The organism is Magnetococcales bacterium, from assembly GCA_015231755.1.
In the GTDB taxonomy this organism is placed as follows: domain Bacteria; phylum Pseudomonadota; class Magnetococcia; order Magnetococcales; family Magnetaquicoccaceae; genus Magnetaquiglobus.
Window position 1 is genome coordinate 20,863 of record JADGAZ010000013.1, and the last position, 24,659, is coordinate 45,521.

Here is a 24,659-nt window from a genome sequence, read left to right on the forward strand (position 1 = left end):
TAATGAGATCATCATGAAACAAACCAAACCATTTTTCTGGATTCTCCCTTCGCTTCTCCCCGTGCTGCTCGGTGGACCAACACCGGCCATGGCCGCCGAACGCGTCAGTCTGCAAGAAGAAATTTTCAAGACCATGACCCCCACTCCGGAAGAACAGAATGGAAAATGGGGCATTGTGGACGCCATCAAAATGGCCATGGAAAACGACAACAATGTCGAAGTGATCACGGCCAAAGGGATGCGTGAAGTGGCCGCCGGTGAATACCAGGAAAAAAGCGGGGCCTTCAATCCCACCTTCGGTTTCACCATGGAAAACAGCCAGAACATCACCCCGGTACCATCCTGGGTGCAACAGCAATACAACGCCTTGAAGGCCCAGGAGGCCGCGTTGCCAGGAGGTTCCGCCCCCGCTCTGGCCCGGGCCTTAAGCGCACAGGCCGCACGTGCGGAACAGGGCAATGGTACCTTCACCGGCTCTGACATGAAGAACCTCTACGACGTGCAACAGATGTCCGCCGGTCTGCGGGCTTTGTACGACGCCTCCATCGAAAAGAATGTCCACAAGTCCACAGCCGTGGCCTCCATGAAACAGTTCTATCGTCCCGGCTTCTTTGCCAAGATCGAAACCATCCTGGACCGCACCGATCCGGTCAACTATTACGATGTGGGGGCCCAGGGCGCCGGCGCCACCAACATCGGCATCACCCAGGTTTCGATCCGCATCCCCCTGCTGCGCAACAGCGGTCCGGACGCCTATCAATGGACCGTGGAAGAAAAAGAGAAAAAACTCGGTTACGAATCCAAAAAGCAGGATTACCGTCACGCGGTCGCCAACCGGGTCCGCAACGTGGCCAAGGCCTATTGGGACTACAAGGAGGCCATGGAAAAACAAGACATCCTGCGGGTGTCGGAAAAACTGGTCACCAAATGGGCAGAGTCCGCCAAGGGCAAGGCCGCCCGGGCCACCAAAGGCAACAAGGATGAAGTCAATACCCTGACCGCCCGTCTGGCCTCCGAATCTTTGGCTCTGGAAGAGGGACGCTCCAAGGTCTACGCCGCCAAAAACGCCCTGGCGGAAGCCGTGGGCATCTCTGTGGAAGATTTGACAGCCAAAGGCTATCCCGCCGACGATTTTCCGACGGTTTCGACCAATGTCGAAGACAAGGCCCTCATCAAACGGTTGATGGTTCTGTCCCAGTCGGAACGGTCCGACCTGCTGGCCGCCAAACTGACCGAAGAGCAATCCAACGTCTTGCTGACCAAAGCCAAAAAGGATCTGCTGCCCAATCTGGTGGTGGATGCCACCGGTGGCGTCATGGGGGGCAATGTGGATGGCTCCACTCTGAGCAACGCCATGGACGGCTTTACCGACAATGTGGTCTCGCCGAACTGGAAAGTGGGTGTGACCTTTGAATATCCCTTCGGCAACGATGCGGCCCAGGGTATGGTCACGCAACGCAACATGGCGGTGATGCGGGATTCCATGCTGCTGGAAGAGAAAAACCGTACCGTTCAGATGAGCGTGAAAAAAAGCCTGAACGACCTCAAACACTCGATTCCGAGCGTGGATCTGGCGAAAAAATCCATCAAAAACTACTGGCCGAGCGTGGAAGGCTCTTTGGAGAAATACAACGCCCAAAGACAAAACGCTCCGCTTTCCACCTTGATGGATCTGCTCAGCCTGGAAGAAAAACTCAAAGACGCCCTCACCAAACACATCGAGGCCAAAAGCTCTCTGGCCAAATCGTTGGTGGATGTCCGTTTCGCCACCGGCACCCTGCTGCCCAAAACCGAAGGCGACCAGTTCGTCATTGGCAAGGAAGCCATCGCCACCCTGCCGTAACCTCGTCGCATACCAAAAAAACGCCCCCGTCAGAGTCCGTTCAATCGCTGGACTCTGACGGGGGCGGCATGCCTTTCGGGTATCAGCCCATGCGAATCACGGGGATCACCCCACCGATCCCAGATCCTGCCGTCTCTTCTGTTCAAAGCGATCCTTCTGAGCAGGAGTCAACACACTCTCCCCCTCGCCCCGTTTGCCTTTGCGAATGAACGCAGCCAACTGATAGCCCCGATCCAGGGCCAATCCCGTGGTATGATCGAATTGGGGTTCGTGGCGTTTCATGAACTCGAATCCGCAACGCTCCGCGATCACCGGCAGACGTTCGGGGGAGACCTGAAGATTACAGAACTCCGCCACCCGGAGAATGGTGCCCGGCAGATCGGCGGTCAACGCCTCGTAGCGCAAAAACAACACATCCGGATCGTTCCGGTGTTGCCACCATCCTTGGACATGCTCGAACCAGGACTGGAACTGCACCTGCCCGTTCATGAAACGCTCGAAGAACTCATCGAACGTCCCCCGAAATGACAGGTGGGAACGATAGAAATGATAATACGACACCACCACATCCTGCCCATCCCGCATCACATAGATGTATTTTCCCCGTTTTTTCGGGGTATCGGGATAAGACAGATGACACTTGAACACCCGGGGTGAGGGCATGGCGGCGAAATAGGCCATGGCCGCCTGCGGATTGGACATGATGCGCCGCTCGAACCAGGGCACCACCATGCCGATGTGCTGAAAATCCATGTTGCCGTCCGTGGTCAACTGATACAGCATCATCTGCATCAAGGTGGTGCCGGAACGGGGATAGGTGACGACAAAAATATCGTCCGCCCGATCCTCCATTTCAAAGGCCACGGTCCGTTTCAGATCGATCTGAATCGCGGCGGTCTCGATCCACTCCGCCAGGGTCCGCAACCCCCCGCTGATACCGCCAATCAAACGATTGGCGTTTTTTTTGATGGTCTCATTCATGGTTGTGGCTTCAAGATCCAACGCAAAAGAGAAAATGACATTTCATCCGCCAGTATAACGTCCGTCACCCGCAACCCAAGGAAAAAATCAAAAAAAACGCACTTCAACCCCCTCGACTCCACATCTTTGAACAAGAGAACCCCTGGCACTCTTCCCCTTTTCTGTTGTATCCTGGATCAGGTCTGCCAAATCGATCCCTTAAACCAAAACATTCCAACCCACACACCCGTTCCTTACACACTTCTGGACATCCGCATATGAAATTGTTGGAATTCTTCAACCGGGAGTTGGAAATTTCCAAGGGGTCCATCCTGGGAAGCGCCGTCATGGCCGGTGGGGCCAGCGCGGTCTTGCTGGCGGTGATCAATGCCGGAGCGGAAAAAGCGGCCAACCAGGAGGTGCGAGATCATCTGTTCTGGATCTTCATCGCGTCGTTTCTGCTTTTTTTCATCACCAAAAAACACGCCCTCAGCACCACCTCCATTGCCGTGGAAGCGGCGGTCCGCAAGGTGCGCATCCGCATCGCCGACAAAATCCGCAAGTCGGATCTGAGTTTTGTGGAGAACATGGGTCGTTCCAGCATGTTCACCCGCCTCACCCAGGATGCCAACCTGATCTCCCAATCGGCGGTCATCATCATCAATGCCAGCCAGTCGGCCATCGTCCTGGTCACCACCCTGATGTATGTGGCTTGGCTGTCTCCGGTAGGCTTTTTCATCATTCTGGTGGCCCTAAGCACGGGCAGCGCCATGTATCTGGTCAACAACCGCAAAAACGCCGAAGCCTTCGAGGTGGTCAACCGCAAGGAGTCGGAATTTTTCGACGCCCTCAACAACCTGTTGAGCGGCTTCAAGGAGATCAAGGTCAACCAGAAAAAAAGCGACAGCCTTTTCGATCACATCCAGCGCATCTCCGTGGAAACGGAAAAGCTCAAAGTGGCCTCCGGTCTGCGCTTTGTCGTGGATTTCATGTTCTCCCAGGTCACGTTTTATCTGCTTTTGGCCATCATCGTCTTCATCCTGCCCGAACTGGAAACCACCCATTACACCATCGTCATCAAACTCACCGCCTCGGCCCTGTTCATCATCGGGCCGGTCAACCTGCTGGTGGGCGCCATTCCGATCTTCACCCTGGCGGATGTGGCGGTGCGCAACCTCTACAAACTGGAAAAAGAGCTGGATGCCCAAGGGCTCAACACTCAACCCTTGAACAAACGTCTCGCCAACAAAATGGCCGCCTTCCAGGAGATCCGCTTTGAAAACGTCCACTTCACCTACGAGGCGAGAGAACAGGCCCAGGGGGTGGAATTCAGCGTCGGTCCCCTCAATTTCGTGGTGAAAAAGGGCAACATCCTCTTTTTGACCGGGGGCAACGGCAGCGGCAAATCCACGGTGCTCAAACTGATCACCGGCCTGTATTATCCCACCTCGGGGCGCATCCTGGTGGACGGAATCCCGATCACACGCACCAACTATCCGGAATTCCGCAATCTCTTTTCGTTGATCTTCAGCGATTTTCATCTCTTCGACCGGCTGTACGGTCTGGAAGGGGTGGACGAGGACACCCTGGACGAACTCCTGCAACTGATGCAACTGGAACAAAAAACCACCTATCAGGATGGACGTTTCACCGATCTCAACCTCTCCACCGGCCAGAAAAAACGCCTCGCCTTCATCGCCTCCTCGCTGGAGGAAAAACCCATCAGCGTGTTCGACGAATGGGCGGCGGACCAGGATGCCACCTTCCGGGCCTTCTTTTACGAAAAAATCCTGCCGGACATGCGCGCCAAAGGGATCACCCTGGTGTGCGTCACCCACGATGATCGCTATTTCGACGATTGCGACCATCTGATCAAAATGGATATGGGCAAGGTGGTCATGGACGATCCCCAGCACGGAAACCTGTAAAGCAATGCAACTGTTCTGCATTCCCTATGCGGGCGGCAACGCCTATGCGTATCTCGGGCTGACCAAACATGCGGATGATTTCATTCAGGTGGTCCCCCTGGAGTCCCCCGGACGGGGACGCCGGGGTCAGGAACCCCTGCTGGAAACCATCGGGGCGCTGACCGACGACCTCGTTTCCCTGATCCGCAGTCAGGTCCGGGGACCCTTCGCCCTGTTCGGTCACAGTCTCGGGGCCTATCTGGCCAATCTGGTAAGCCGACGCCTGATGGATGAATTCCAGCTACCCCCTTGTCACCTGTTCGTCTCCGGGGCCGCCGGACCCACACGCCTCAAACCCGCCAACCTGATTCACCAACTCCCCAAAGCCGACTTTCTGGCGGAGGTGGGTAAATACGGCGGCATTCCCAAGGCCATTCTGGCCCATCAGGAGCTGATCGACTATTTCGAGCCGATCCTGCGGGCCGATTTCAAGGCCATCGAAACCGATCACTATCCCGCCCCGCCGCCCATGGATCTGGGAATCACCGCCATGACCGGTTCCCTGGACACCATCGTCACCTTGGAGCTGATACGCCTCTGGCAGGCGGAAACCCGGCGACCCCTGGTGATCGAACCCTTTCCCGGGGATCATTTTTTCATCTTCGAGCAGTGGCCACGAATCGGCGAGATTCTCTCCCAAACCCTGCGACCCTACTGTCAGGCGTGATCCGCATTCTGCTGGCGGAGATCCATCCCACTCCGCTCTCTCCGCCCCAGTGGCAGGCACTGCTGAATCAGGTACCCGAAAACCACCATCCCGCGATTCTGCGTTTCAGACGGTGGCAGGACCGACAGGCCACGCTCCTGGGACGACTGCTGCTGCGGCACGCCCTGTTGGAAGCCAAACACGAAGCCCACACCCTGCGCGATTGGCGCCTCGGGGAACATGGCAAACCCCGAGTGGCAGAAGACATTTTTTTCAACATCTCCCACACCGAAGGGCTGGTGATCTGCGCCGTGAGCCGTCTGGGGGAAGTGGGCATCGATTGTGAACGGATCCGCCCCATCCCGCTGGAGGATTTCCAGAACCTGATGGATCCGGCCATCTGGCAGACCATCCACACCGCCCCCAACCCCCAACAGGCCTTCTTCGACTTCTGGACTGCGCGGGAAAGCGTGGTCAAAGGGGATGGACGGGGGTTGTCGATTCCCTTTTCAGCTCTGGAGATTCAAGACAATCGCGCCACCATTCGCCCCCCCCACGCCCCCGCACCCCACGGCATCCAGAACTGGCACATCCACCCGGTGACAACCCGTCCCGGCTATTGTTGCCATCTGGCCACCCCAGTCCCCACCCCGCCGGAAGCCCCGATACTCTGGTTCCCGGACCCCTCTTTGGGGGAATGAACAGACGCACCACTCAAAATGGATTTGACACGCTCCCACGATCCGCGCTAGAGTTGAGGCCATGAATCAATCGAGCCATTTCTCCCTGCTGCGACTTCCTGCCATCCTGCTGCGTGGCCACACTGGCCCATGGATATCTGGAAAAGGGGGGTAATCTCCGGTTCGGTTGTCACGAAACGCTTTTCCGAAGGCCATGGGTCACACTCCATGGCCTTTTTTTTTGACCTTTCGACCCCAAGGAGCAACGCCCATGAACAGCTTGCAGCTTCGACTTCGACTGAGTGGCGGTCGCCGGATCATGGCCCATACGGGTATCGGCGACCGGAGGTACCGCCACACCTCAGCCACCACTCAGCCCCCGAATCGAAGGAGTCCGCAACGATGTTGACCCATCCGGCCACCCGCTACCGCCCTGTTCCTCCGGTTGATCTCCCCGACCGTCACTGGCCCTCCCGGGTGACGGTGGCCCCACCAATCTGGTGCGCCGTGGATCTGCGGGATGGCAATCAGGCTTTGGCCACCCCCATGTCGCCGGAGCAGAAAAAACGCTTCTTGAAACTCTTGCGCCGCATCGGTCTGAAAGAGATCGAAGTGGGTTTCCCGGCGGCCTCCCGGGATGATTTCGATTTTGTCCGCGCCGCGGTGGCCATCCAGGCCGAGGATCCGGAGTGGACGCTTCAGGTGTTGACCCAGGCCCGCAAGGAGATCATCGAACGCACCTTCGAGGCTCTGAAAGGGGCGCGAAGGGCCATTGTCCATCTGTACAACTCCACCTCTCCGGTGCAAAGGCGCGTGGTCTTCGGCATGGATCAGGCCGGCATCATCGCCCTGGCCAGACAAGGCGCCGAATGGGTCAAAGCCTGCGCCGCCCGACAACCCGAAACCGAATGGATCTTTGAATACTCCCCGGAGAGCTTTTCGGCCACCGAGCCGGAATTCGCCCTGGCCATCTGCGCAGCGGTCTGCCAAGTGTGGCAACCCACGCCGCAACACAAGGTGATCCTCAATCTGCCCGCCACCGTGGAAGTGGCCTCCCCCAACCACTACGCCGATCAGATCGAATGGTTTCATCGCCATTTTCCAATGCGGGAGGCGGTGATCCTGTCGGTTCATCCCCACAACGACCGGGGATGCGCCGTGGCCGCCGCGGAGTTGGCCATGCTGGCCGGGGCGGAACGGGTGGAAGGCACCTTGTTCGGCAATGGCGAGCGCACCGGCAATGTGGATCTGATCACCCTGGCGTTGAATCTCTATACTCAGGGGATCGCCACCGGATTGGATTTTTCGTCGATGGATGAAATCGTGGCCTGTTACGAACAAACCACGGATCAAACGGTTCCCATCCGCCATCCCTATGCCGGAGAACGCATTTTCACCGCCTTTTCCGGATCCCATCAGGATGCCATCCGCAAAGGATTGGCGGTCTGGCGCGCCCAGGGGGGATGGTGGGAGGTGCCCTATCTGCCTTTGGATCCCGCCGAGATCGGACGGGGGTACGAAGGGGTGATCCGGGTCAACGGACAGTCGGGCAAGGCGGGGGTCGCCGAACTGGCGCAACGCCGGCTCGGATTTCCCTTGCCGCGCCGTTTGCAGGGGGAGTTCGCCCAGGTGGTCCAGGGGGTCGCCGAGGGCAACCGGGGGGAGATGTTGGCCGATCAGGTGGCGGAACTGTTCGAGCAGACCTATCTGCGCCCTGCCGGAACACTGGCTTATGTCACCCACCGGTGCGACCAGACTGGCGACGATCCAGACCGTCCGGCACGGATGCGGCTCACCCTGAAAGACGGCCACCAGCCGATTGAATACACCGGAGAAGGCAACGGACCCATCGATGCCTGTCTGCAAGCCTTTCCTCAGCCATGGCGACTCTGGCACTATGAAGAACACGCCCTGGATCCGGGCAGCGCGGCGGCGGCCGTGGCCCTGATCGAACTGGAAAGCCCTCAGGGGATCAGAGCCTTTGGCATGGGTCGCCATTCCGACATTGTCACCGCGGCCATTCTGGCGGTGATCGCGGCCATGAATCGCGCCACATTCGCTTGAATTGCCGTGACGCGTCAGGCACTCTATCGTTGATCCAACCCCAAACCCCATCGTCAAGAAGGACACACCATGAGCACACAAGAAAATCTGCAATACGCCTTCGCCGGAGAGAGTCAGGCCAACCGGAAATATCTGGCCTTCGCCTCCAAGGCCGAAAAAGAGGGATTCGCCCAGATCGCCAAGCTGTTCCGGGTGGTGGCCGAGGCGGAAACCATCCACGCCCATGCCCATCTGCGGGCCTTGGACGGGGTGGGCAGCACCACGGAAAACCTCCAGGCCGCCATTGCCGGTGAGGCCCACGAGTTCACCCACATGTATCCCGGTTTTGTCGCCGAGGCCAAAGCCGAAGGTCACAAACGGGCCATCAAGTCCATGGAAGACGCCATGGAAGTGGAAAAAACCCATCATCGTCTGTTCGAGCAGGCGCTGGCGGCGGTGCTGGCGGGTCAGGATCTGCCGAGCATGGATATCTACATCTGTCCGGTTTGCGGACATGTGGAGATCGGTCAGCCCCCGGAACAGTGCCCAGTGTGCAACGTCAAGAAGGACAAATTCACCCGCATGGTCTAAAAAACCGACCTTTGTCATCCCCCATCCACGCGGCTCCCGAGTCCCGGATTTCGGGAGCCGCGCCCCGAGCGCCCATGAAGAGTCCTTGCACCCGATTGTTTCTGTATTGTCGCGCCGGATTCGAGCGCGAAACCCTGGCCGAATGTGCGAGCTGGGCCGCGTCTGCGGGTCTGCCCGGCTCCGGGGAGTTCCAGGAACGCTCCGGCCATGTACTCTTTCGGCCCGAGCAGACCCATCGGGTTGCGGAACTGCTGGAACGGCTGCACCTGTCCCGTCTGACCTTTGCCCGTCATCTGCTCGCGGTGGATGAGGACTCGGCCCCGCTTCCCCCCGGTGATCGACTGGCGCCGCTGCTGGCCCGCCTGAGCGCCATGGGGGAACGCCATGGCCCTTTTTCCGCATTGTGGCTGGGAGCGCCGGAATCCGACGCGGGCCGGGCATTGCTGCCATTGTGTCGCGCCTTGCAGGGACGGCTGGAGTCCGCGTTGCGCCAGTCCGGACTGCTGGTGGAAGAGCCCCACCGATTGCGCGCCGAAGTAATTTTTCTTTCCGGGACCCAGGCCCTGACCGGCTTTTCCCGTCCCGACTCCAGCGCCCCCTGGCCCATGGGCATTCCCCGACTGCGCCGCCCCTCCGGATCCCCGAGTCGCGCCGCGATGAAACTGGAAGAGGCCCTGGTGGTATTGCTCACCCCCGAAGCCCGCAAAAAATGGCTGGCCCCGGGACGCACGGCGGTAGACCTGGGAGCCGCACCAGGAGGCTGGACGCGCATTTTGCTGCAAGACGGCTTGAGCGTCACGGCGGTGGATCGGGCCGCCCTGGCTCCGGAGTTGCTCGCCTCTCCCCGACTGCGCCACGCCCGGGAGGACGGTTTCCGGTTTCGTCCCCCACGCCCGGTGGATTGGCTGCTGTGCGACATGGTGGAACAACCCCGCCGCATCGCCGAACTGGTGGGCCTGTGGGCCGCTTCCGGATGGTGCAGAAATGCGTTGTTCAATCTCAAGCTGCCGATGAAAAAACGGTACGAAGAACTCCAGATCTGCCGGAATCTGGTGGGCCAGGCCTTGAAACCGACCCGAATCGACCATCGCCTGTCGATCCGCCAGCTCTATCACGATCGGGAGGAGGTGACCGCCCTGCTGCATCTGTCGGGTTCACCCCAATAAGCGCTCAGGATCGTCTCAAAAAAATTCAGGTACCGGGGGGGCACCATGATCCATCCATTGCAATCCGCCATTGCCGCGATCCGCACGGTGATCGGTCTGCTGATCAATCAGTTTCTCTTTGCCCGACGCACCCCGGCCCAACGGATCGCCATTCCTTTGATGGTGGTCGCCGTGGCCTTTGCGCTGCGGGTGCTGATCGGCACCGATGAGATGGGACTGCCCTATCTGACCTTCTTCCCGGCTGCGGCCATCTCCGCCTTTCTCGGAGGGTTCTGGTCCGGCATGCTGGCGGCGATCATTGGTGCTGTCCTGGCGTCTTATTACTACATCCCCCCCTACAGCTCCTTCGTGTTCGAATTCCATTCGTCGGTGGTGTTCGGCAACGTGGTCTATCTGTTGGATGAACTGATCGTCTGTTCCGCCATGGCGGCCCTGCGCCGTTATCATTTGCAATCCAAAGAACAGATCGCCGAAATGCAAACCCTGATTCAGACCATCCCGGAGATGATCTGGCTCAAAAGCCCCAACGGAGTCTATCTGAAATGCAACGTCGCCTTTGAACGCCTCATGGGCAAACCACGGGAGGAGATCATCGGCCAAACCGATCGGGATCTGTTCGGCGAGGATCTGGCGCAACTGTTTCGCACCCGTGATCTGGCCTGCATCACCTCGGGAGAACCCCGTTTTCACGAAGCGTGGATCTTCAGCGCCGAACATCAAAAGCCCATCCTGCGGGAAACCATCAAGGTGGCGATGCGCACCCAGGAAGGAAAATTGCTGGGTGTGCTGGGCATTGGCCGGGACATCACCGAACGCCGGGAGATGGAAGCCACCATTGCCCGCCATCAACGGGAATTGGAAAGCCTGGTGGAACAGCGTACCCGTCAGGTTCTCGAACTCAACGCGGGACTGGAAGAGATGGCCGCCAAGGCCATTGCCGCCAATCAGGCCAAAACGGTCTTTCTGGCCAACATGAGCCACGAAATCCGCACCCCCATGAATGCCATCATGGGCTTGTCCCATCTGCTGAGCACGACCCGTCTGAACGAAGAACAACGGGATTTCGTCCGCAAGATTCATGGCGCGGGTCAATCGTTGTTGGGCATCATCAACGATGTCTTGGACTTTTCCAAAATCGAGGCCGGACGCATGGAGTTGCACCATGTGGAATTCTCTCTGGATGGCCTGCTGGATGAAGTGGCCCTGCTCATGGCTGGCAACGCGGGTCAGAAAGAGCTGGAACTGATCGTGATCCAGGATCCGAACCTGCCCGGAATGCTGAAAGGAGATGTGTTGCGACTCTCCCAGATTCTGATCAATCTGGTGGGCAACGCGATCAAGTTCACCTCCGCCGGTCACGTCTGTTTGCGAGCCACGCTCCTGGAACGCAAACAGACGCAAGTGATGCTTCGGTTTGTGGTACAGGATACGGGCATCGGCATCAAGCCCGAGGTGCTGGAACAACTGTTCCAGCCATTCACCCAGGGGGATCCTTCCACCACCCGCACCCACGGGGGAACCGGACTGGGACTGGCCATCTCCAAACGGCTGGTGGAACTGATGGCCGGACAACTGGGAGCCACGAGCCTGCCGGATCAAGGCAGCGAATTCTGGGCAGAGCTTTCGTTGGAAGTAGTCCCGGAACCAAAGACCATACGCGCAACAACCGGGCAGCCGGTCCCGCTGCTGATCGCGGTGGATCACGCTTTGCAACAAGAGGCCCTGCTGAGCCACGCCCAGGCTCTCGGATGGCCGGTTCCCGAGGTCTGTTCCGGCGCGGGGCTTGCCAAACAGGCTTCCGACTGGCAAAACAAAAGCGTCTGGATACTGGACCGCAAGCTTGCCAATCTGGAGGCCCTGTTGGCCCAGGTCAACACTTGGCGCAGTCAACCCGACACCCCTGCCCCTCTGCTGCTCATGACCCTGAACGCCTGCGATCAGGATGCCTGGAGTCAATCGGGACAAGCGGCCGCCATCGATGCCCTGCTCACCAAACCCGTGACCGCGGCGTCACTCTACCGGGGGGTGGCGATGGCCAAAGCCCATCGGTTGCGATTCAAAGGGACCACCACCCGTCTCCCGACGATTCCGGAACGCACCGGTCCCCGACTGGCGGGGGTGCGCACGCTGCTGGTGGATGACTGTCCCATCAATCTGGAGATTGCCCAACGCATTTTAGAACTGGAAGGAGCCACGGTGACCGCCGCCAGTCAGGGGCTGGAAGCCCTGGAAATTCTGCGGGACACCCCCCATGGATTTGACGTCATTCTGATGGATGTGCAGATGCCGATCATGGATGGCAACGAAGCGGTACGGATCATCCGTCAGGATCCCCTGCTGGCCCACCTGCCGGTGGTGGCCCTGACCGCCGGCGCCATGGAAAGTGATCGCCACCGGGCGCTACAAGCGGGCATGACCGATGTGATCACCAAGCCATTCGACGTGAACCGGATGATCCGTACCGTACAACGTCTGGCCCGAAGCGGCACAATACCCCAGAGATCTTCCGCCCTTTCCCCATCTTCCCCATTTCTTCAACCCCCGATCCCGGACTGGCCCACGGTTCCGGGAATCGACATTCAGGGAGTTTTCCAACGGCTTGGGGGAGACTGGAACCTGTTTCTGTCGTTGCTACGCAGTCTGCGTCAGCAATTCCGTCTGGTGGCGCAGGAGGTGTCGGAGGAATTGGCGGCGGGTCGCTCCCAACAGGCGGCCATGCGGATGCATAAATTGCGCGGTTCAGCGGGCAATGTGGGCGCTGTGGCCCTACACCAGATGGCCGGCGAGCTGGAAACCCTGCTCCTGGCCCAGACTCTTCCGGACCAACTCACCCCCCGACTCGACTCCCTCGATCAGGCCCTGGGGACGTTGATGCAAACGGTCGCTCCGTTGCTGTCGGACGCAGATGGCGCGCCAAACGGCTCCGCCCCGCCCCCACCGGTGGATCCGGAGGCTCTGCGCGCATTGATGACCGCCCTCGAAACCAGAAATTTCCAGGCCATCACCCTGTTCACCGCTTTGGCACCCACCCTGACCGCCCATCTGCAAACAACGGAATACCGCCAACTGGCACGGGCCATCGAGGGGCTTGATTGTGTCAAGGCGCTGGAGATCTTGAAGAAATCCGGTGTTGCCGGTTGACGGGACACAGCCCATTCCCCATCCCCACACGCCAGGCCATTCAAACACGAGGGGATCGGAAAGCACCAAAAAAAATCCCGGTTCGAAAATGGCAACACGCCTCCATTTTCAAACCGGGAGAATGCAACCGAAGCGGTGTCATAACGACCACCGCTTCGGGAAACGTCATCGGGACAAAACGGCTTACGGTTGGGGCTTGAGCTCCACGCGACGGTTCTTGGCCCGTCCGGCGGGATTGTCGTTCGTGGCGATGGGTTTGGAAGGACCAAAACCCGCCGTGGTCAAACGATTGGCAGCGATGCCCTTGCCGACGAGATACTTCTTGACCGACTGGGCGCGGGCCTTGGAGAGCTTGTCGTTGCGCACGGCAGTGCCGGTGCTGTCGGTGTGACCCTGGACTTCCACCTTGACGCTGGGATTGTTCTTCAGGACCGTCACCACACTGTCGAGCAGCGGGAAGGAGACGGGCTCGATCTGATCCTTGTCCGACTTGAAGTGCAGGTTCTCCAGAACCCAGCAACCCAGGTCGTTCACCTTGGCGCCCATGGGGGTGCCGGGGCATTTGTCTCTGTCGTCGGTGACGCCATCTCTGTCGGAGTCGAGGGGGCAACCCTGCTCGTTGACACGGACGCCCATGGGGGTGCCGGGGCATTGGTCCTTGGAGTTCAGAACGCCGTCACGGTCGTCATCGCCATCCACCGGCTTCGGGGGTTCGGGCGTGACTTCAGTCGTGTTACAGAAATAGCATTGCGTGCCCACCGCCGAGAGGGAATTGGCACCGGTTTGCGGATGCCATTGGGCAAAACCATTCTTGCCCATCCAACCTTCTTTGGTAGTGGTGGGGACACAGGCGGCGAGGCTCAGGGAGAGGGCACCGGCCATGGCCAAAAAGGTGATTTTCGAATGTTTCATGGTTCCTACCGACACAGTTGGAGGGATGAAAGTGATCAATATAGTCCATATCGACCCTATTGTCACTCACTATCTGCGATCCGAGTGGCTTTTTACATAAAAAAAGACACAATATCCACTAACGTCACTCAGAGATCGATCAACTTACCCTCATGCAATCTCAATACCCGATCCGCCTGACTGGCAAAGTCTGGACTATGGGTCACCATAATCAGAGTAAGTCCTTCTTCCCGCACCATGGCGGTCATCAAGGCCATCACCTCCTGTCCGGTTTTGTGATCCAGGTTGCCGGTGGGTTCATCCGCCAAAGCCAGCATGGGACCATGCACCAGGGCGCGGGCGATGGCGGCCCGCTGCCGCTCCCCGCCGGACAGACGATCCGGAAAAGCCCCCGCCCGACCGGCCAATCCCACCCGATGCAGCAACTCCAGGGCGCGACTGCGGCCCGCCGCGTCATCCATCCCGTTGAGAGCCAGGGGAAAACGCACATTCTCCAAAACGGTCAACGCCGGCACCAGATTGAAAAATTGAAAGACAAATCCAAGGTGACGCCGCCGAAATCGGGTACTGTCCTCATCGTTCAACCCGGTGAGGTCGGTGGGACCGATCCATACCCGTCCCCGATCGGGCCGATCCAAGGCGGCGATCAGATTCAACAGCGTGGTCTTGCCCGACCCGCTGCGTCCCACGATGGCGGTCAACGCGCCCCGGGCAAAAGTCACGTTGACCCCCGCCAGAATCGGCACCCCGTCTCCCTCCTCCTCGGGATAGGATTTGCCGATTCCCTCCAGACGCACCAATGGATGCTCCATGGATCAAACCTCCGGATGATGAACCCAATGTTGCTTTTCTTGGATGTGTTGCATCGACAAATCGCGTAAGATGTCACTCGTGAATCCAAGCCGCATGCGCGGTGCCTTAAGATTCGTTATAATCGTTCGGGAGGCGAAGTGGACAGAGTTTTTCTTTCCCACCGGATCAAAACCCTTTGGATGATCCTCCTGGTTGTCGGCAGCGGATGGTTTCTATCGGGCTGCGGGCTGCTGCCGGAGTGGTCCGATCCCCGACCCCAACTCGAAAAACCCCGCTTGAGCCTGGTGGATATCCAACTGGCCAAAAAAAACAGCACCAAAATGGCACCCCGTTTCCGGGTACGTCTCAAGGTGGAAAATCCCAACGACATCGACTTTCCCATCGGCGGAATCGAATGCCGGGTGGAATTGCAAGGCATGGCCTTCGCCACCGGCCAGTCGTCGGAATTTTTCACGATTCCGGCCAAAGGGGATGCGGAGTTCGACGTGGAGGTGGCCACGGAACTGATGAAAGCCATCAAACAAATTTCCGCCCTGTTGCGCAAAGGCGAAGCCAGTCTGGAATACCGCATTGTGGGAAAAATCCATGTAGAGATCCCCTTTGTGGGTGCGGTGCCCTTCGACAAAAGCGGCATCTTGAAAAAAAACATCAAGTGGGATGAATGACCTTATGAATCCATCTGTCGGAACTCCCGTGGAACTGACCATCGAAAAACTCGTGCCCGGTGGCATGGGACTGGCCCGTCTGGAGGGTCGGGTGGTCTTTGTGCCCGGGGCCATGCCCGGAGACCGGATCCGGGGCCGGATCGAAAGCGATCATCGCCACCATGTCATGGTGCGCTGCGAGGCGATCCTGACCGCCGGTCCCGACACCGTGGATCCCGGCTGCCCGGCGGATGGATCCTGTGGCGGCTGCCAGTTGCGCCGTCTGTCCGCGTCCCATCAAGACGCGGTCAAGGCCGGATTCGTGAAGGAAGGACTGGAAAGAATCGCCCGTCTCGACCCCACCCAGGCGCTCCAACCCCTGATTCCCGCCCGGGAACGGGATGGATACCGGCGTCGGGCCACCTTCCAGACCCGCTGGACCGACCATGGCCCACAACTCGGCTTTTTTGCCCACGGTTCCCACGATATTGTGGATCTGACCCACTGTCCGATACTGGATCCCCGTCTGTCGGCCCTGATGTCACCCTTGCGCCGTCTCATTGCCACCCTGGCCTGCCGCCACTCCCTTTCCGGAATCGAGGTCGTGGCCGGAGATGATGGAGTCGGGATGGTTTTTTGCCTGTTGCGACCCTGCCCCAACACCGATAAGGAGACCATGCGGCGGTTCGCAGGGGAAACGGGAGCGGATCAGGTCTGGATACGCGTCGGCAAGTCACCCCCCAGCCCCCTGGTGACGCACCACCCTTTGAGCTACGCGGTGGACGGATTTTCGATCGCGTTCGAGCCGGCCGACTTTGTGCAAGGCCACGGCACCCAGAATCACACGCTGGTGGCCACCGCCATGACGCTGGCGGGAAAGGGACAACAGGCCTGGGATCTGTTCTGCGGCATTGGCAATTTCACCTTGCCTCTGACCCGCCGCTTCGACCGGGTCGCCGGATCGGATCTGCTGCCAGGATCCTTGCGCCGCTCCGGGGAAAATGCCCGGCGGTATGACGTGGGAAACCGGGTGGTCTTCCACCGGATCGACTTGTTCCGGGAAGAGGATCTGACCCGTCTGCCCTGGCAGGAACCGGTGGATCTGGCCCTGCTGGATCCCCCCAGAAACGGCGCGGAAGCACTCTGCCGTCAATTGGCGTCCAAAGGGCCGGAACGCATTGTCTACATCTCCTGCGACCCGGCCACCTTTGCCCGGGATGCGGCCATCCTGGTGGCTGGGGGATATGCCCTGGAGGTGGTGCAACCCGTGGATCTGTTTCCCCAGACCCGGCACGTGGAGATCACCTCCCGTTTCGTGCGCCGCTAAAACGGCCCGAACGCAAAGTTGGAACGAATCTTTGAACAAAGATATCGAAAAAAGAGTTTACCCAGGGAGAGCATTTTTTGCTAAAATTATGGCCAAGTCCGTTATGAATGTCATCGACCGGCTCAGGGATGAAGCCGGGCATCCCGATCTTTTGCGACGGAGTTCCACCCATGGCTGATCTTCCAGGCAGACGCGCACAGTTGGAAAAACAGGCGCAACAGGCCCAAAAAGCCCAAGCCAGCGCGGCTGAAAGAAATGCGCCGGGAACGGCTCCCGGAGAGGCGGCCCCCCCCTCTCCGGATCAGGTGGATGCCATGCTCGACCAGATCCGCCACGAAGAGGATATTGTCCTGGCGGGCAAACTGGAAGTGGTGCGCAAAAAACGCGAGCAGGAACTGCAACGCGGCAAACCCAAAACCATCGAAAAAATCAACATCGAGGATCTGAAATTCACCCGGGAGGAGAAAAAAGCCGGGTTGCCGGATCGCATCCGCAAACTGCCTAAAGATCATCCGGTGCGTGTGCTGTACGAAAAAGGCTACAAGCAAAAAGGCCCCGGCATTCCCACCCGTCCCGCCTTTCACGAAGATACCGGATTGGATCTCAAACAAACCTTGGGTTCCATCCTCAAGCCGTTGGGCGCGGTGCTGTTGATCGTGGGGATGATCGCAGGCGTTTATTACGGCAGCCAACGCTACCAGGCGGGCAAAGAGGAGACCCGCAACCAGATCCTGATGGTTCTCAAAGACAAGAATTATCACCCGGATCATCCCAAGCTCGAAAAGGAGTTCAAGGCTCTTTATTGGAGCAACTGGTTGCCCGATCTGCAAAGACTGCTGAACTTTGTGGAAGGTCTGGGAATCAATTACGAAGCGTTCGATGGCAACCCGGAACCCGGCAGCTATGTGGACTACATCCAACGCCACAACAAGCCGTTCAATCAGGCGGAAGCCATGGAGTGGTACGCCCGGGAAATGCGCAAACCTTCCCGCGCCAACGATCCCTGACCGCCCGGCAACGCCCTCTCCGACCATCCTTGGATCCCGTCATCCACACAAGTCATCCACAAGGTTATCCACACCCTCTGTGGATAACCTTGTGGATGAACGGCTCATCCCTCCTCACAAAAAGCCCTCCCGGACCCGTCCGGTCAGGCATCGTTCCACCGGATCCACCCCCTCCACGATCACCGGCAGCAAAGCCCCCCGCCACGCTTCCTGCCCGTCGGGAATGCGCATCGACAAAAACCCGTCGGTCTTGCCCACGGCCCACCCCTGTTCCAGGTTTTCCACCAGCAACCGCTCTTCCCTCCCCACCCGCTCACCCAGCACCTGTTCCAACAGGACCTCCCCGGCCTGACGCAACCGTCCCGCCCGTTCCCGGATCTGCCCGCCGGGCACCAGCAACGCCGCGGACCAATCCGCCGCCGGCGTATCCGGGCGCATGGAATAGGGAAACACATGCAACAACGACAACCCGGCCTCGACGGTCAAATCCAGGGTGCGCTGAAAGGCCGCCTCGCTTTCCGAGGGAAAACCGACGATGAAATCCGCCCCCAGCACCACTTCGGGCCGCACGCCCCGCACCCGCGCGATCCGTTCCAGCACCTCGTCCCGGCCCCGACCCCGGGCCATGCGACGCCGCACCCCGTCATCCCCGGACTGAATCGACAAATGCAAATGGGCGCACAACCGGTCGGAATCGGCCAACAGATCGATCAATCCCTGGTCGATGTCCAAAGGATCCAGGGAGGAGATCCGCAACCGTCCCACTCCGGACAGAGCCAGAACCTGACGGGCCAATCCGGCCAAAGTGGGACGCCCGGCCAGATCCCGACCGTAAGAACCCAGATTCACTCCGGTAAGCACCAGCTCCTCGTATCCCGATTCGAGAAACCGTTGCGCCTGCTCCACCACCCGTTGCGCCGGCACCGAACGGCTCGGACCCCGCACCCGGGGAATCACGCAATAGGCGCAGGCCCGGTCACACCCGTCCTGGGCCTGCAAAAAGGCCCGGGCCCGATCCCCGAAACGCTCCACCGGCTCCATCTCCGGCACCCGGGTCAACCGGGCCACATCCCCCACCTCGATCTGTCCGCCCGCTCTGTCTTCCCGCAAGGGCGCCGCCTCCAGCAGTTCCCACAACCGGCTTTTCTCCCCATTGCCCAGCACCAGATCCACGCCCGGCAATCCCGCCACCCGCTCCGGTTCGTTCTGGGCATAACAGCCGGTGACCACGATCCGGGCACCGGGATGGTCCCGCACCGCCCGCCGTACCAACTGACGGGCCTGACGGTCGCTCTCGCCGGTAACCGAACAGGTGTTGATCACCACCAGTTCCGCCGCCTCTCCGGCCTCGGCCGGTCGAAATCCCCGTGTCTTGCCCCCCTGCCCCATGACCGCGCTCTCAAACTGGTTGACCCGACACCCCATGGTCAACACGGTCATGGGTCTCACCCCTTCCACCCGACCATTGACGTGGGGATCCAACCGGTCTAATGTATCGCCCGGTAAACTTGTTAAGGACGCCATGATCCCATCCTTTCCCAACGCATTCGCGCCGTTCATCCGCAATCTCCTGGACGATGTCAATCGTCTGATCGGGCCGATTCACCTTGTCGGAGAGGCCCCTTTGTGCGGTATTCAGGGCAAACCCTTGCCCAATACCCTCGAAATTCTCGTCTCCCGCCCCCTGACCGAATGTCGCAAACGACTGTTGCGCGGCGATCACGCCGAAGCGGTCATGGGACACAAGCATAACAGTCTGCTGTTGCCCATCAAAGAGTGGACGCATCCCAAGGTGCTGGATATCGGCTCGTTCAAGAGTCGCCCCAACCATCCGGCCACCTTGGAAGAGGATCTGCTGCATCGGGATGTCACCGTCAACGCCATGGCCTACACCTGGCCCAACGGTCCTCTGGTGGATCCATTCAACGGTCGCCGGGATCTGCTCACCGGAGAGATCCGACTGGTCAACGGCCAGGAAACCCTGGATCAAAACCCCTTGCGGGCCTTGATTTTCTTTCGTTTCGCCATGCAACTGAACCGGCCCATGCATGCGGAAGACCTGGGTCTGGCGATCATGACCCCGCTGGAACGGGCCCAACCCGAACAGATCCGGGCGGAGATGGATCGCATTCTCTCGTTGCCCCTGGCGGACGAGGAGACCCAAAATCATCTGCGCACCCTGTTTGCCTGCCCACTGGCGGATCAGATCCTGCCCCATCTCGCCGCCTTGAAAAATCCCGGCAGCCATTGGAGCGGGGAAGACCACTGGAAACAAATCCTGGATACCACCCTGGGCATCACCGCCCCCACAGACGACGAGGAAATCTCCCTGTTGGATCTGCGCTGGGCCATTCTGCTGGGTGGGGTGGGGGTGGCCAGACACACCTCCCAGGATCACATGGAAAGCAATCTGGCCCAGGTGAATCGCAGGCTCGAATTTCTGGAGTTCTCCAAGCGTCGGGCGCGACGCATTCTCAGTCTGCTGCGCAATCTGAACGGGACCACCAATCCCACCGATCGCCAATTGAAACGCTATTTGCAGGATCACATTCCCCTGGAAGGCGTGTTTCGCGTTCTTCAGGCGCTCACCTCCGCCAACGCCCATCTCTCGGAATCGGCCCGGGTGGAAGAGGAGCTGAAATTCCAGGAAATCCGTGATCGATGCCGCGCCTTGAGACAGGCGGAACACCGTCTGCATCCCACGGATCTGGCCCTTTCCGGCGGGGAGATCCTGGATATGGTCCGCATTCCTCCCGGTCCCTGGCTGCGGGATCTGCAAGCCAAAATGGTGGACCTGGTGAGCCAGGAACCCCACCGCAACCAGAAAGCCGAACTGCGCGCCCAGGTCAACAAATGGATCGCGCAGCAAAAGGTATTCTAAAGGTTCACGCCCCGTCCAGCCCGAGCCGACTCGACAATGGAGCCTGCTGGCCATGGTATTTGGCGCCGGTTTTCTTGCCGTAGGGGCGCGTGGTGGGGGATGAGAGGGTTTCAAAGGAGATGGCCCCGATGCGCAATCCCGGATTCAGGGCCAAAGGCAACCGTCCCGCATTGAAAAACTCGAAGGTGATGTGACCGTCCCACCCCGGATCGATGGAATGGGCGGTGATGTGAACCATCAATCCCACCCGGGCCAGACTGCTGCGGCCATCCAGCCACCCCACCAGATCCTCCGCCACTCCGATCCGCTCCCGGGTCATGCCCAGGGCAAACTCTCCCGGATGCAAAATGAACCGCTCCTGCTCCCCGATGGTGACCTCTTCCATACAGGCCTCGGAGACCGAATGCACACTCTTTTGATCCGACAGATCCAGATACGGCACCCGCACATGACGAAAGGTGCGAAACACATGCCCCAGACTCACATCCACCGAAAACGAACCCAAACAACTGTCTGGCGGCATGGGATCGATCACGATCCGGCCAGCCGTGATGGCCTTCAAGATATCCTGGTCCGACAATCGCATCGCCCTCTCCCTTGATTACGCTTGCAGCGAGTCCGGATTGGTCTGCTTGCGCTGCTTCTGGATCCCCTCGAAGACCGCGTTGAAATCCCGAAACAACGATTTGTACTGCGCCGGATCCCGATAGGCCTTCTTGACGAATCCGTCCGGGAGTTCCTCCAACTCCACCACCTCCGCCCAGCCCTTTTCCAGGGCAAAGGCGTAATAGGGATATTCCGCAGGCACGTCGCTGGCCAGCACGATGTTGATCGGCACCCCGAGCCGCATGGCGGTATAGACCCGATGCATGCCGTCGTTGATCAAAGGAATGGTGCGACCATCCGGCTCCACGGAAAGCTCCACCACTGGCGGCATCAAGGGGATCGGCCCATCCTCCCCGCCGGGCAGGGTGTCATCGGCCAGCCAGAAAAACAGCCCCCCGTCCAGATTGAAAATGTCGATTCCCCGCTCCCGGAAGGCCAGATACAGATGGTGCAGCCGTTGATGGTCCTCCCGGAGGATATAGCGTTGCGCCGGATACAGGCTGGCCGGATCCACCTGCCGCACCAACGCCAATTTGGCCTGCTGATAAATCAGGGGCTGACCATGGCCGCGCAAGCGCGTGTCTGCAAACCGTTGCAACAACTCCACCTCTCCGATCGTTTCGACACGGGTGATATTCATGGATTCTCCACTGGTTTTCTTGAGTTTCATGCGGCAAAAAGTCCGGACAGGTGTTCCAGGTTCAACCCGTCGATACCCGCCAGAGTCAGATCCGGACGGGAGACCCGTTGATTCAACACCGCCACGAGATCAATTTTTTCCTTCTCCGGGCGGTGCAACAGCCAGACACCTTTCATGCCGAGTTGCAGGGCCGGGGCCATGTCCATCTCGTAGGTGTCGCCGATCATCACCGCCTGCCCAGGTGTCACGCCACAGCCGTCGAGGGCCTTTTGATACAAGGCCACATTCGGCTTGGCCAGCCCCAACCGACAGGAGGCGAACAGGGGCGCCCGCTCGAAGGCGTGGGGAAAAACCCGGGCGAAACCCGCCAAAAACGGGGTCCAGATGTTGGAAATGAACGCATAAGGAATGTTGGCCTGATCCAGTTGGGCCAAAAACCGTTGGGCGCCGGGCAAAGGATAGGCGTCTTGAATCTGCCGCGCCCAGAATCCGGCCACCACCCGACGGGTGCGCTCCCGATCCAGCCCATGCGCCCCGGACAACCGATCCGCCAGACTCTCCGGCGCGGTCAGGTCCGTGGTGAACAGCCAGGCTTTCAAATCCCCCTTGGCCGCCGCCGACAACCCAAGCTCCCGGGCCAGCCATCCGGAAGGCCCGATCTCCGGACCACCGATCACGGTGAACCCAATGTCCAGGAAGACAAACACGTCATCCCCCTTTCAACGGGCCGCGTTTCGACCGCTTGAGCCGCGCCTCGGCCCGCCCAAGCTCCCGACCCAGATACAGGGCATGCCCCAGATCCGAAACCGCCAGATCCGTGACCAGTTGACGTTCGATCTCTTCGGCGGTCGCGCCCGCATACCGGTGCAATCGTTGTCCTTCAAAACGGTGTTCCAGCACGATCTGTCCCAGATCCTCGTTGACCGAGGTGACAAAATCCCCATGGGGATCCTGCCGGAATCCGTTGCTTTCGTTTTGTTCCCGGTTTCTGAAATCGTGGATGCTGCGGGCCCGCTCCAGCCCCCCACCCTGGGGATCGATGGTGATGGAGTGGCTAATGAGGGTCAACGCGCCAGGCGCCAGGCCGCTCTCCCGGGCGATCTGACGTTGGATCGCCATCAGGCCATGGACATTCATCAACCACGCCGTCAGGGCGTTATGGGTGCGAAACAGGGCCGTCAGGGTCAACGCCCCCTCGAAGCGACGCGCAAACAGGGATACCAGACACGGATGCCCATCGGCATCCGACAACAGATCCCGTCCGGTGTCCCAAAGAGAGATGAAAACATGACGGGAATCCGGATCCTCCCGCAACATGCGAACCGCCCTGGCGAGGGTATCGTGTTCATCCGCGCCGAAATAGCCTCGCAAGCGGTTGCCATAACCATAATGCTGATCCGGCGGGATGGCGGTATCGGACAGGATCCCCTGTCGATAACGCTCGAACGCCCCCAGCTCGAATCCGTGGGCGCGCAACTGTTCCGGGGACTCATCCACCGGATCCCGGATCGTGACCTTGACATTCTGCAACTCCAGCCGTTCCCCCTTGGACAAGGTGACCCGATGACCGAAGCGGTACAGACGGTGGATCAACTCCTTCCAGGCCAACAGCGGCCCGTCCGCCAGAATCTGATGCCCACGGGGATCCGAGGGAAAGCGGTTCACCTCAAAGCGGGCCAAGGGGATTTCCCATCGCTCCGCGGTCACGGGAGCCGGCGGCGGCAGGGTGGCGAAAAAGCTGCGCAGTCGTTCTGCGGTCTCCGGATCCCCGGGTTTGCCCAGATCCACCACCGCCAGACGACCCTGAAACGCCTCCGGTCGCACCCCGCCATCGATTTTCTGGCTGGTGCCCACGATCTGCTGGACCACGGTGCCCAGACACAGGGTAGGTTCCAGACCCCGGGCGAAAAATCCCGTCACACTCTCCCGCGATCCCCCCAGATCCACGCCAAACAACACCAAATGGCGAATCTGGGGATTGTACAGCAGATTTCGCAACAGTTCGGGCAATCCTTCGCCGTACAGGGTACCGAAAGCCACGATGCGGGACGCATGGGGGGTCAGATCGATCCCGGCATCGACGAAATGTTGACGGATCACCGCAACCGGAGACCACAGGGTGAGGATGCCCACATCACCGGATCCGGGATTGACTAAATCCAGTTTATCTTTGTAATACAATGGAATAAAATCCATCACCCCTGTCCCTTCCTCCGGTTGAAACACAGACCCGCAACCCAGGAAGGCATTAATGCAAAAGGCATGCTACTGGAACAGATGAAACCGTACCGCACCCATCCGTCATCCGGAAAGACGCAACAACCCGATGCCAGGGCCTATCACGGCTCACGCGACGCACCGGACAGCGCAAAGACATCAAATTGATTATTCGGGATAATTATATCAAATTGCGAGAAGTCCTCAAAAAGGGCTTGCCTTGAGATCCAATTTTTTGCTAAAATTTGGCAAGTATTATTCAGCTATAATATGGGATTCATTGCAAAAAACATATGTGTCGGATTGCTCCAGACCATCCGATGCAGGGGAAAAAAACATGAGAAATAAATTTATTGTTTTATTTTTGATCAGCCTCTCCGTGTATCCCGTAACCGCGCACGCCTACATCGACCCGATCTCCGGTTCGATGTACCTTCAGGTATTACTTGGTGGCATCGTCGGCATGGCTGGCATCATCAAGCTGTATTGGCGACAAGTCAAAACCGCCTGGAGCAACTTCTTTGGTGCCAAAACCGCTGTCTCTGATTCGTCGGAAACCAGACAACCGTAAAGAC

General features: G+C 59.3%; 21 protein-coding genes. 13 read left to right on the forward strand and 8 right to left on the reverse strand.

Translation table 11 applies throughout. The features are described 5' to 3' along the window. The first annotated feature begins 13 nt into the window (after nucleotides 1-13). Nucleotides 14-1,843 (forward strand): TolC family protein, encoded by a 1,830-nt coding sequence (locus HQL98_09860; GenBank protein ID MBF0272354.1) that lies wholly within the window; start codon nucleotides 14-16, stop codon nucleotides 1,841-1,843. 105 nt (nucleotides 1,844-1,948) lie between these two features. Here the strand turns inward: HQL98_09860 and HQL98_09865 are convergent, their stop codons facing one another. Next, a complete protein-coding gene (locus HQL98_09865; GenBank protein ID MBF0272355.1) occupies nucleotides 1,949-2,824 on the reverse strand; it encodes a sulfotransferase domain-containing protein in 876 nt (291 codons plus the stop codon). Nucleotides 2,825-3,081: 257 nt separating this feature from the next. Between HQL98_09865 and HQL98_09870 the strand changes: the two genes are divergently transcribed. The 7 genes from HQL98_09870 (at nucleotide 3,082) to HQL98_09900 (ending at nucleotide 13,037) form a co-directional block, all read left to right on the forward strand. Beyond that, nucleotides 3,082-4,731: a cyclic peptide export ABC transporter gene (locus tag HQL98_09870; protein MBF0272356.1), complete on the forward strand. Its 1,650-nt coding sequence runs from the start codon at nucleotides 3,082-3,084 to the stop codon at nucleotides 4,729-4,731. Between the two features lie 4 nt (nucleotides 4,732-4,735). Next, nucleotides 4,736-5,437, forward strand: coding sequence for a thioesterase (locus tag HQL98_09875; protein ID MBF0272357.1), 702 nt, complete (start codon nucleotides 4,736-4,738; stop codon nucleotides 5,435-5,437). Further along, entirely contained in the window at nucleotides 5,434-6,117 is a 684-nt protein-coding gene (locus tag HQL98_09880; GenBank protein MBF0272358.1) for a 4'-phosphopantetheinyl transferase superfamily protein, read from the forward strand. The genes HQL98_09875 and HQL98_09880 overlap by 4 nt, the downstream gene beginning before the upstream one ends. 381 nt (nucleotides 6,118-6,498) lie before the next feature. Further along, complete coding sequence (locus tag HQL98_09885; GenBank protein ID MBF0272359.1) at nucleotides 6,499-8,160, forward strand: 2-isopropylmalate synthase; 1,662 nt, start codon at nucleotides 6,499-6,501, stop codon at nucleotides 8,158-8,160. A gap of 69 nt (nucleotides 8,161-8,229) precedes the next feature. Next, entirely contained in the window at nucleotides 8,230-8,730 is a 501-nt protein-coding gene (locus HQL98_09890) for a rubrerythrin family protein (GenBank protein MBF0272360.1), read from the forward strand. 74 nt (nucleotides 8,731-8,804) lie between these two features. Beyond that, nucleotides 8,805-9,896: a 23S rRNA (cytidine(2498)-2'-O)-methyltransferase RlmM gene (rlmM, locus tag HQL98_09895; GenBank protein ID MBF0272361.1), complete on the forward strand. Its 1,092-nt coding sequence runs from the start codon at nucleotides 8,805-8,807 to the stop codon at nucleotides 9,894-9,896. 45 nt (nucleotides 9,897-9,941) lie between these two features. Beyond that, nucleotides 9,942-13,037 carry a response regulator gene (locus HQL98_09900; protein ID MBF0272362.1) on the forward strand — a complete coding sequence of 1,032 codons (3,096 nt, stop codon included), beginning with the start codon at nucleotides 9,942-9,944 and terminating at the stop codon, nucleotides 13,035-13,037. A gap of 183 nt (nucleotides 13,038-13,220) precedes the next feature. On the opposite strand, the gene HQL98_09905 is transcribed toward HQL98_09900, so the two are convergent. Beyond that, the gene (locus tag HQL98_09905; GenBank protein MBF0272363.1) at nucleotides 13,221-13,949 is read right to left on the reverse strand and encodes an OmpA family protein; all 729 of its coding nucleotides are present in this window, start codon (nucleotides 13,947-13,949) and stop codon (nucleotides 13,221-13,223) included. A gap of 128 nt (nucleotides 13,950-14,077) precedes the next feature. Further along, nucleotides 14,078-14,761, reverse strand: coding sequence for an ABC transporter ATP-binding protein (locus tag HQL98_09910; GenBank protein ID MBF0272364.1), 684 nt, complete (start codon nucleotides 14,759-14,761; stop codon nucleotides 14,078-14,080). 180 nt (nucleotides 14,762-14,941) lie between these two features. Between HQL98_09910 and HQL98_09915 the strand changes: the two genes are divergently transcribed. The 3 genes from HQL98_09915 to HQL98_09925 all read left to right on the forward strand — a co-directional run bounded on the left by HQL98_09915 (nucleotide 14,942) and on the right by HQL98_09925 (nucleotide 17,740). Next, complete coding sequence (locus tag HQL98_09915) at nucleotides 14,942-15,427, forward strand: LEA type 2 family protein (protein MBF0272365.1); 486 nt, start codon at nucleotides 14,942-14,944, stop codon at nucleotides 15,425-15,427. Nucleotides 15,428-15,431: 4 nt separating this feature from the next. Beyond that, nucleotides 15,432-16,733, forward strand: coding sequence for a TRAM domain-containing protein (locus HQL98_09920; protein MBF0272366.1), 1,302 nt, complete (start codon nucleotides 15,432-15,434; stop codon nucleotides 16,731-16,733). A gap of 170 nt (nucleotides 16,734-16,903) precedes the next feature. Then, the gene (locus HQL98_09925) at nucleotides 16,904-17,740 is read left to right on the forward strand and encodes a hypothetical protein (GenBank protein MBF0272367.1); all 837 of its coding nucleotides are present in this window, start codon (nucleotides 16,904-16,906) and stop codon (nucleotides 17,738-17,740) included. Between the two features lie 114 nt (nucleotides 17,741-17,854). Here the strand turns inward: HQL98_09925 and mtaB are convergent, their stop codons facing one another. Continuing rightward, complete coding sequence (gene mtaB, locus HQL98_09930; GenBank protein ID MBF0272368.1) at nucleotides 17,855-19,264, reverse strand: tRNA (N(6)-L-threonylcarbamoyladenosine(37)-C(2))-methylthiotransferase MtaB; 1,410 nt, start codon at nucleotides 19,262-19,264, stop codon at nucleotides 17,855-17,857. Here mtaB and HQL98_09935 point away from each other — a divergent pair. Continuing rightward, nucleotides 19,263-20,621, forward strand: a complete 1,359-nt coding sequence (locus tag HQL98_09935; protein MBF0272369.1) for a CCA tRNA nucleotidyltransferase — start codon at nucleotides 19,263-19,265, stop codon at nucleotides 20,619-20,621. The genes mtaB and HQL98_09935 overlap by 2 nt on opposite strands. Nucleotides 20,622-20,625: 4 nt before the next feature. Here HQL98_09935 and dcd read toward each other — a convergent pair whose 3' ends face one another. The 4 genes from dcd to HQL98_09955 are packed head-to-tail and all read right to left on the reverse strand — an operon-like array spanning nucleotide 20,626 to nucleotide 24,063. Continuing rightward, nucleotides 20,626-21,207 (reverse strand): dCTP deaminase, encoded by a 582-nt coding sequence (gene dcd / locus HQL98_09940; protein ID MBF0272370.1) that lies wholly within the window; start codon nucleotides 21,205-21,207, stop codon nucleotides 20,626-20,628. Between the two features lie 15 nt (nucleotides 21,208-21,222). Next, nucleotides 21,223-21,867, reverse strand: coding sequence for a hypothetical protein (locus tag HQL98_09945; protein MBF0272371.1), 645 nt, complete (start codon nucleotides 21,865-21,867; stop codon nucleotides 21,223-21,225). 26 nt (nucleotides 21,868-21,893) lie between these two features. After that, entirely contained in the window at nucleotides 21,894-22,574 is a 681-nt protein-coding gene (locus tag HQL98_09950) for an HAD family hydrolase (protein ID MBF0272372.1), read from the reverse strand. A gap of 1 nt (nucleotide 22,575) precedes the next feature. Beyond that, nucleotides 22,576-24,063 (reverse strand): hypothetical protein, encoded by a 1,488-nt coding sequence (locus HQL98_09955; GenBank protein ID MBF0272373.1) that lies wholly within the window; start codon nucleotides 24,061-24,063, stop codon nucleotides 22,576-22,578. A gap of 358 nt (nucleotides 24,064-24,421) precedes the next feature. Between HQL98_09955 and HQL98_09960 the strand changes: the two genes are divergently transcribed. After that, nucleotides 24,422-24,655, forward strand: a complete 234-nt coding sequence (locus tag HQL98_09960) for a hypothetical protein (protein MBF0272374.1) — start codon at nucleotides 24,422-24,424, stop codon at nucleotides 24,653-24,655. Nucleotides 24,656-24,659 lie beyond the last annotated feature (4 nt).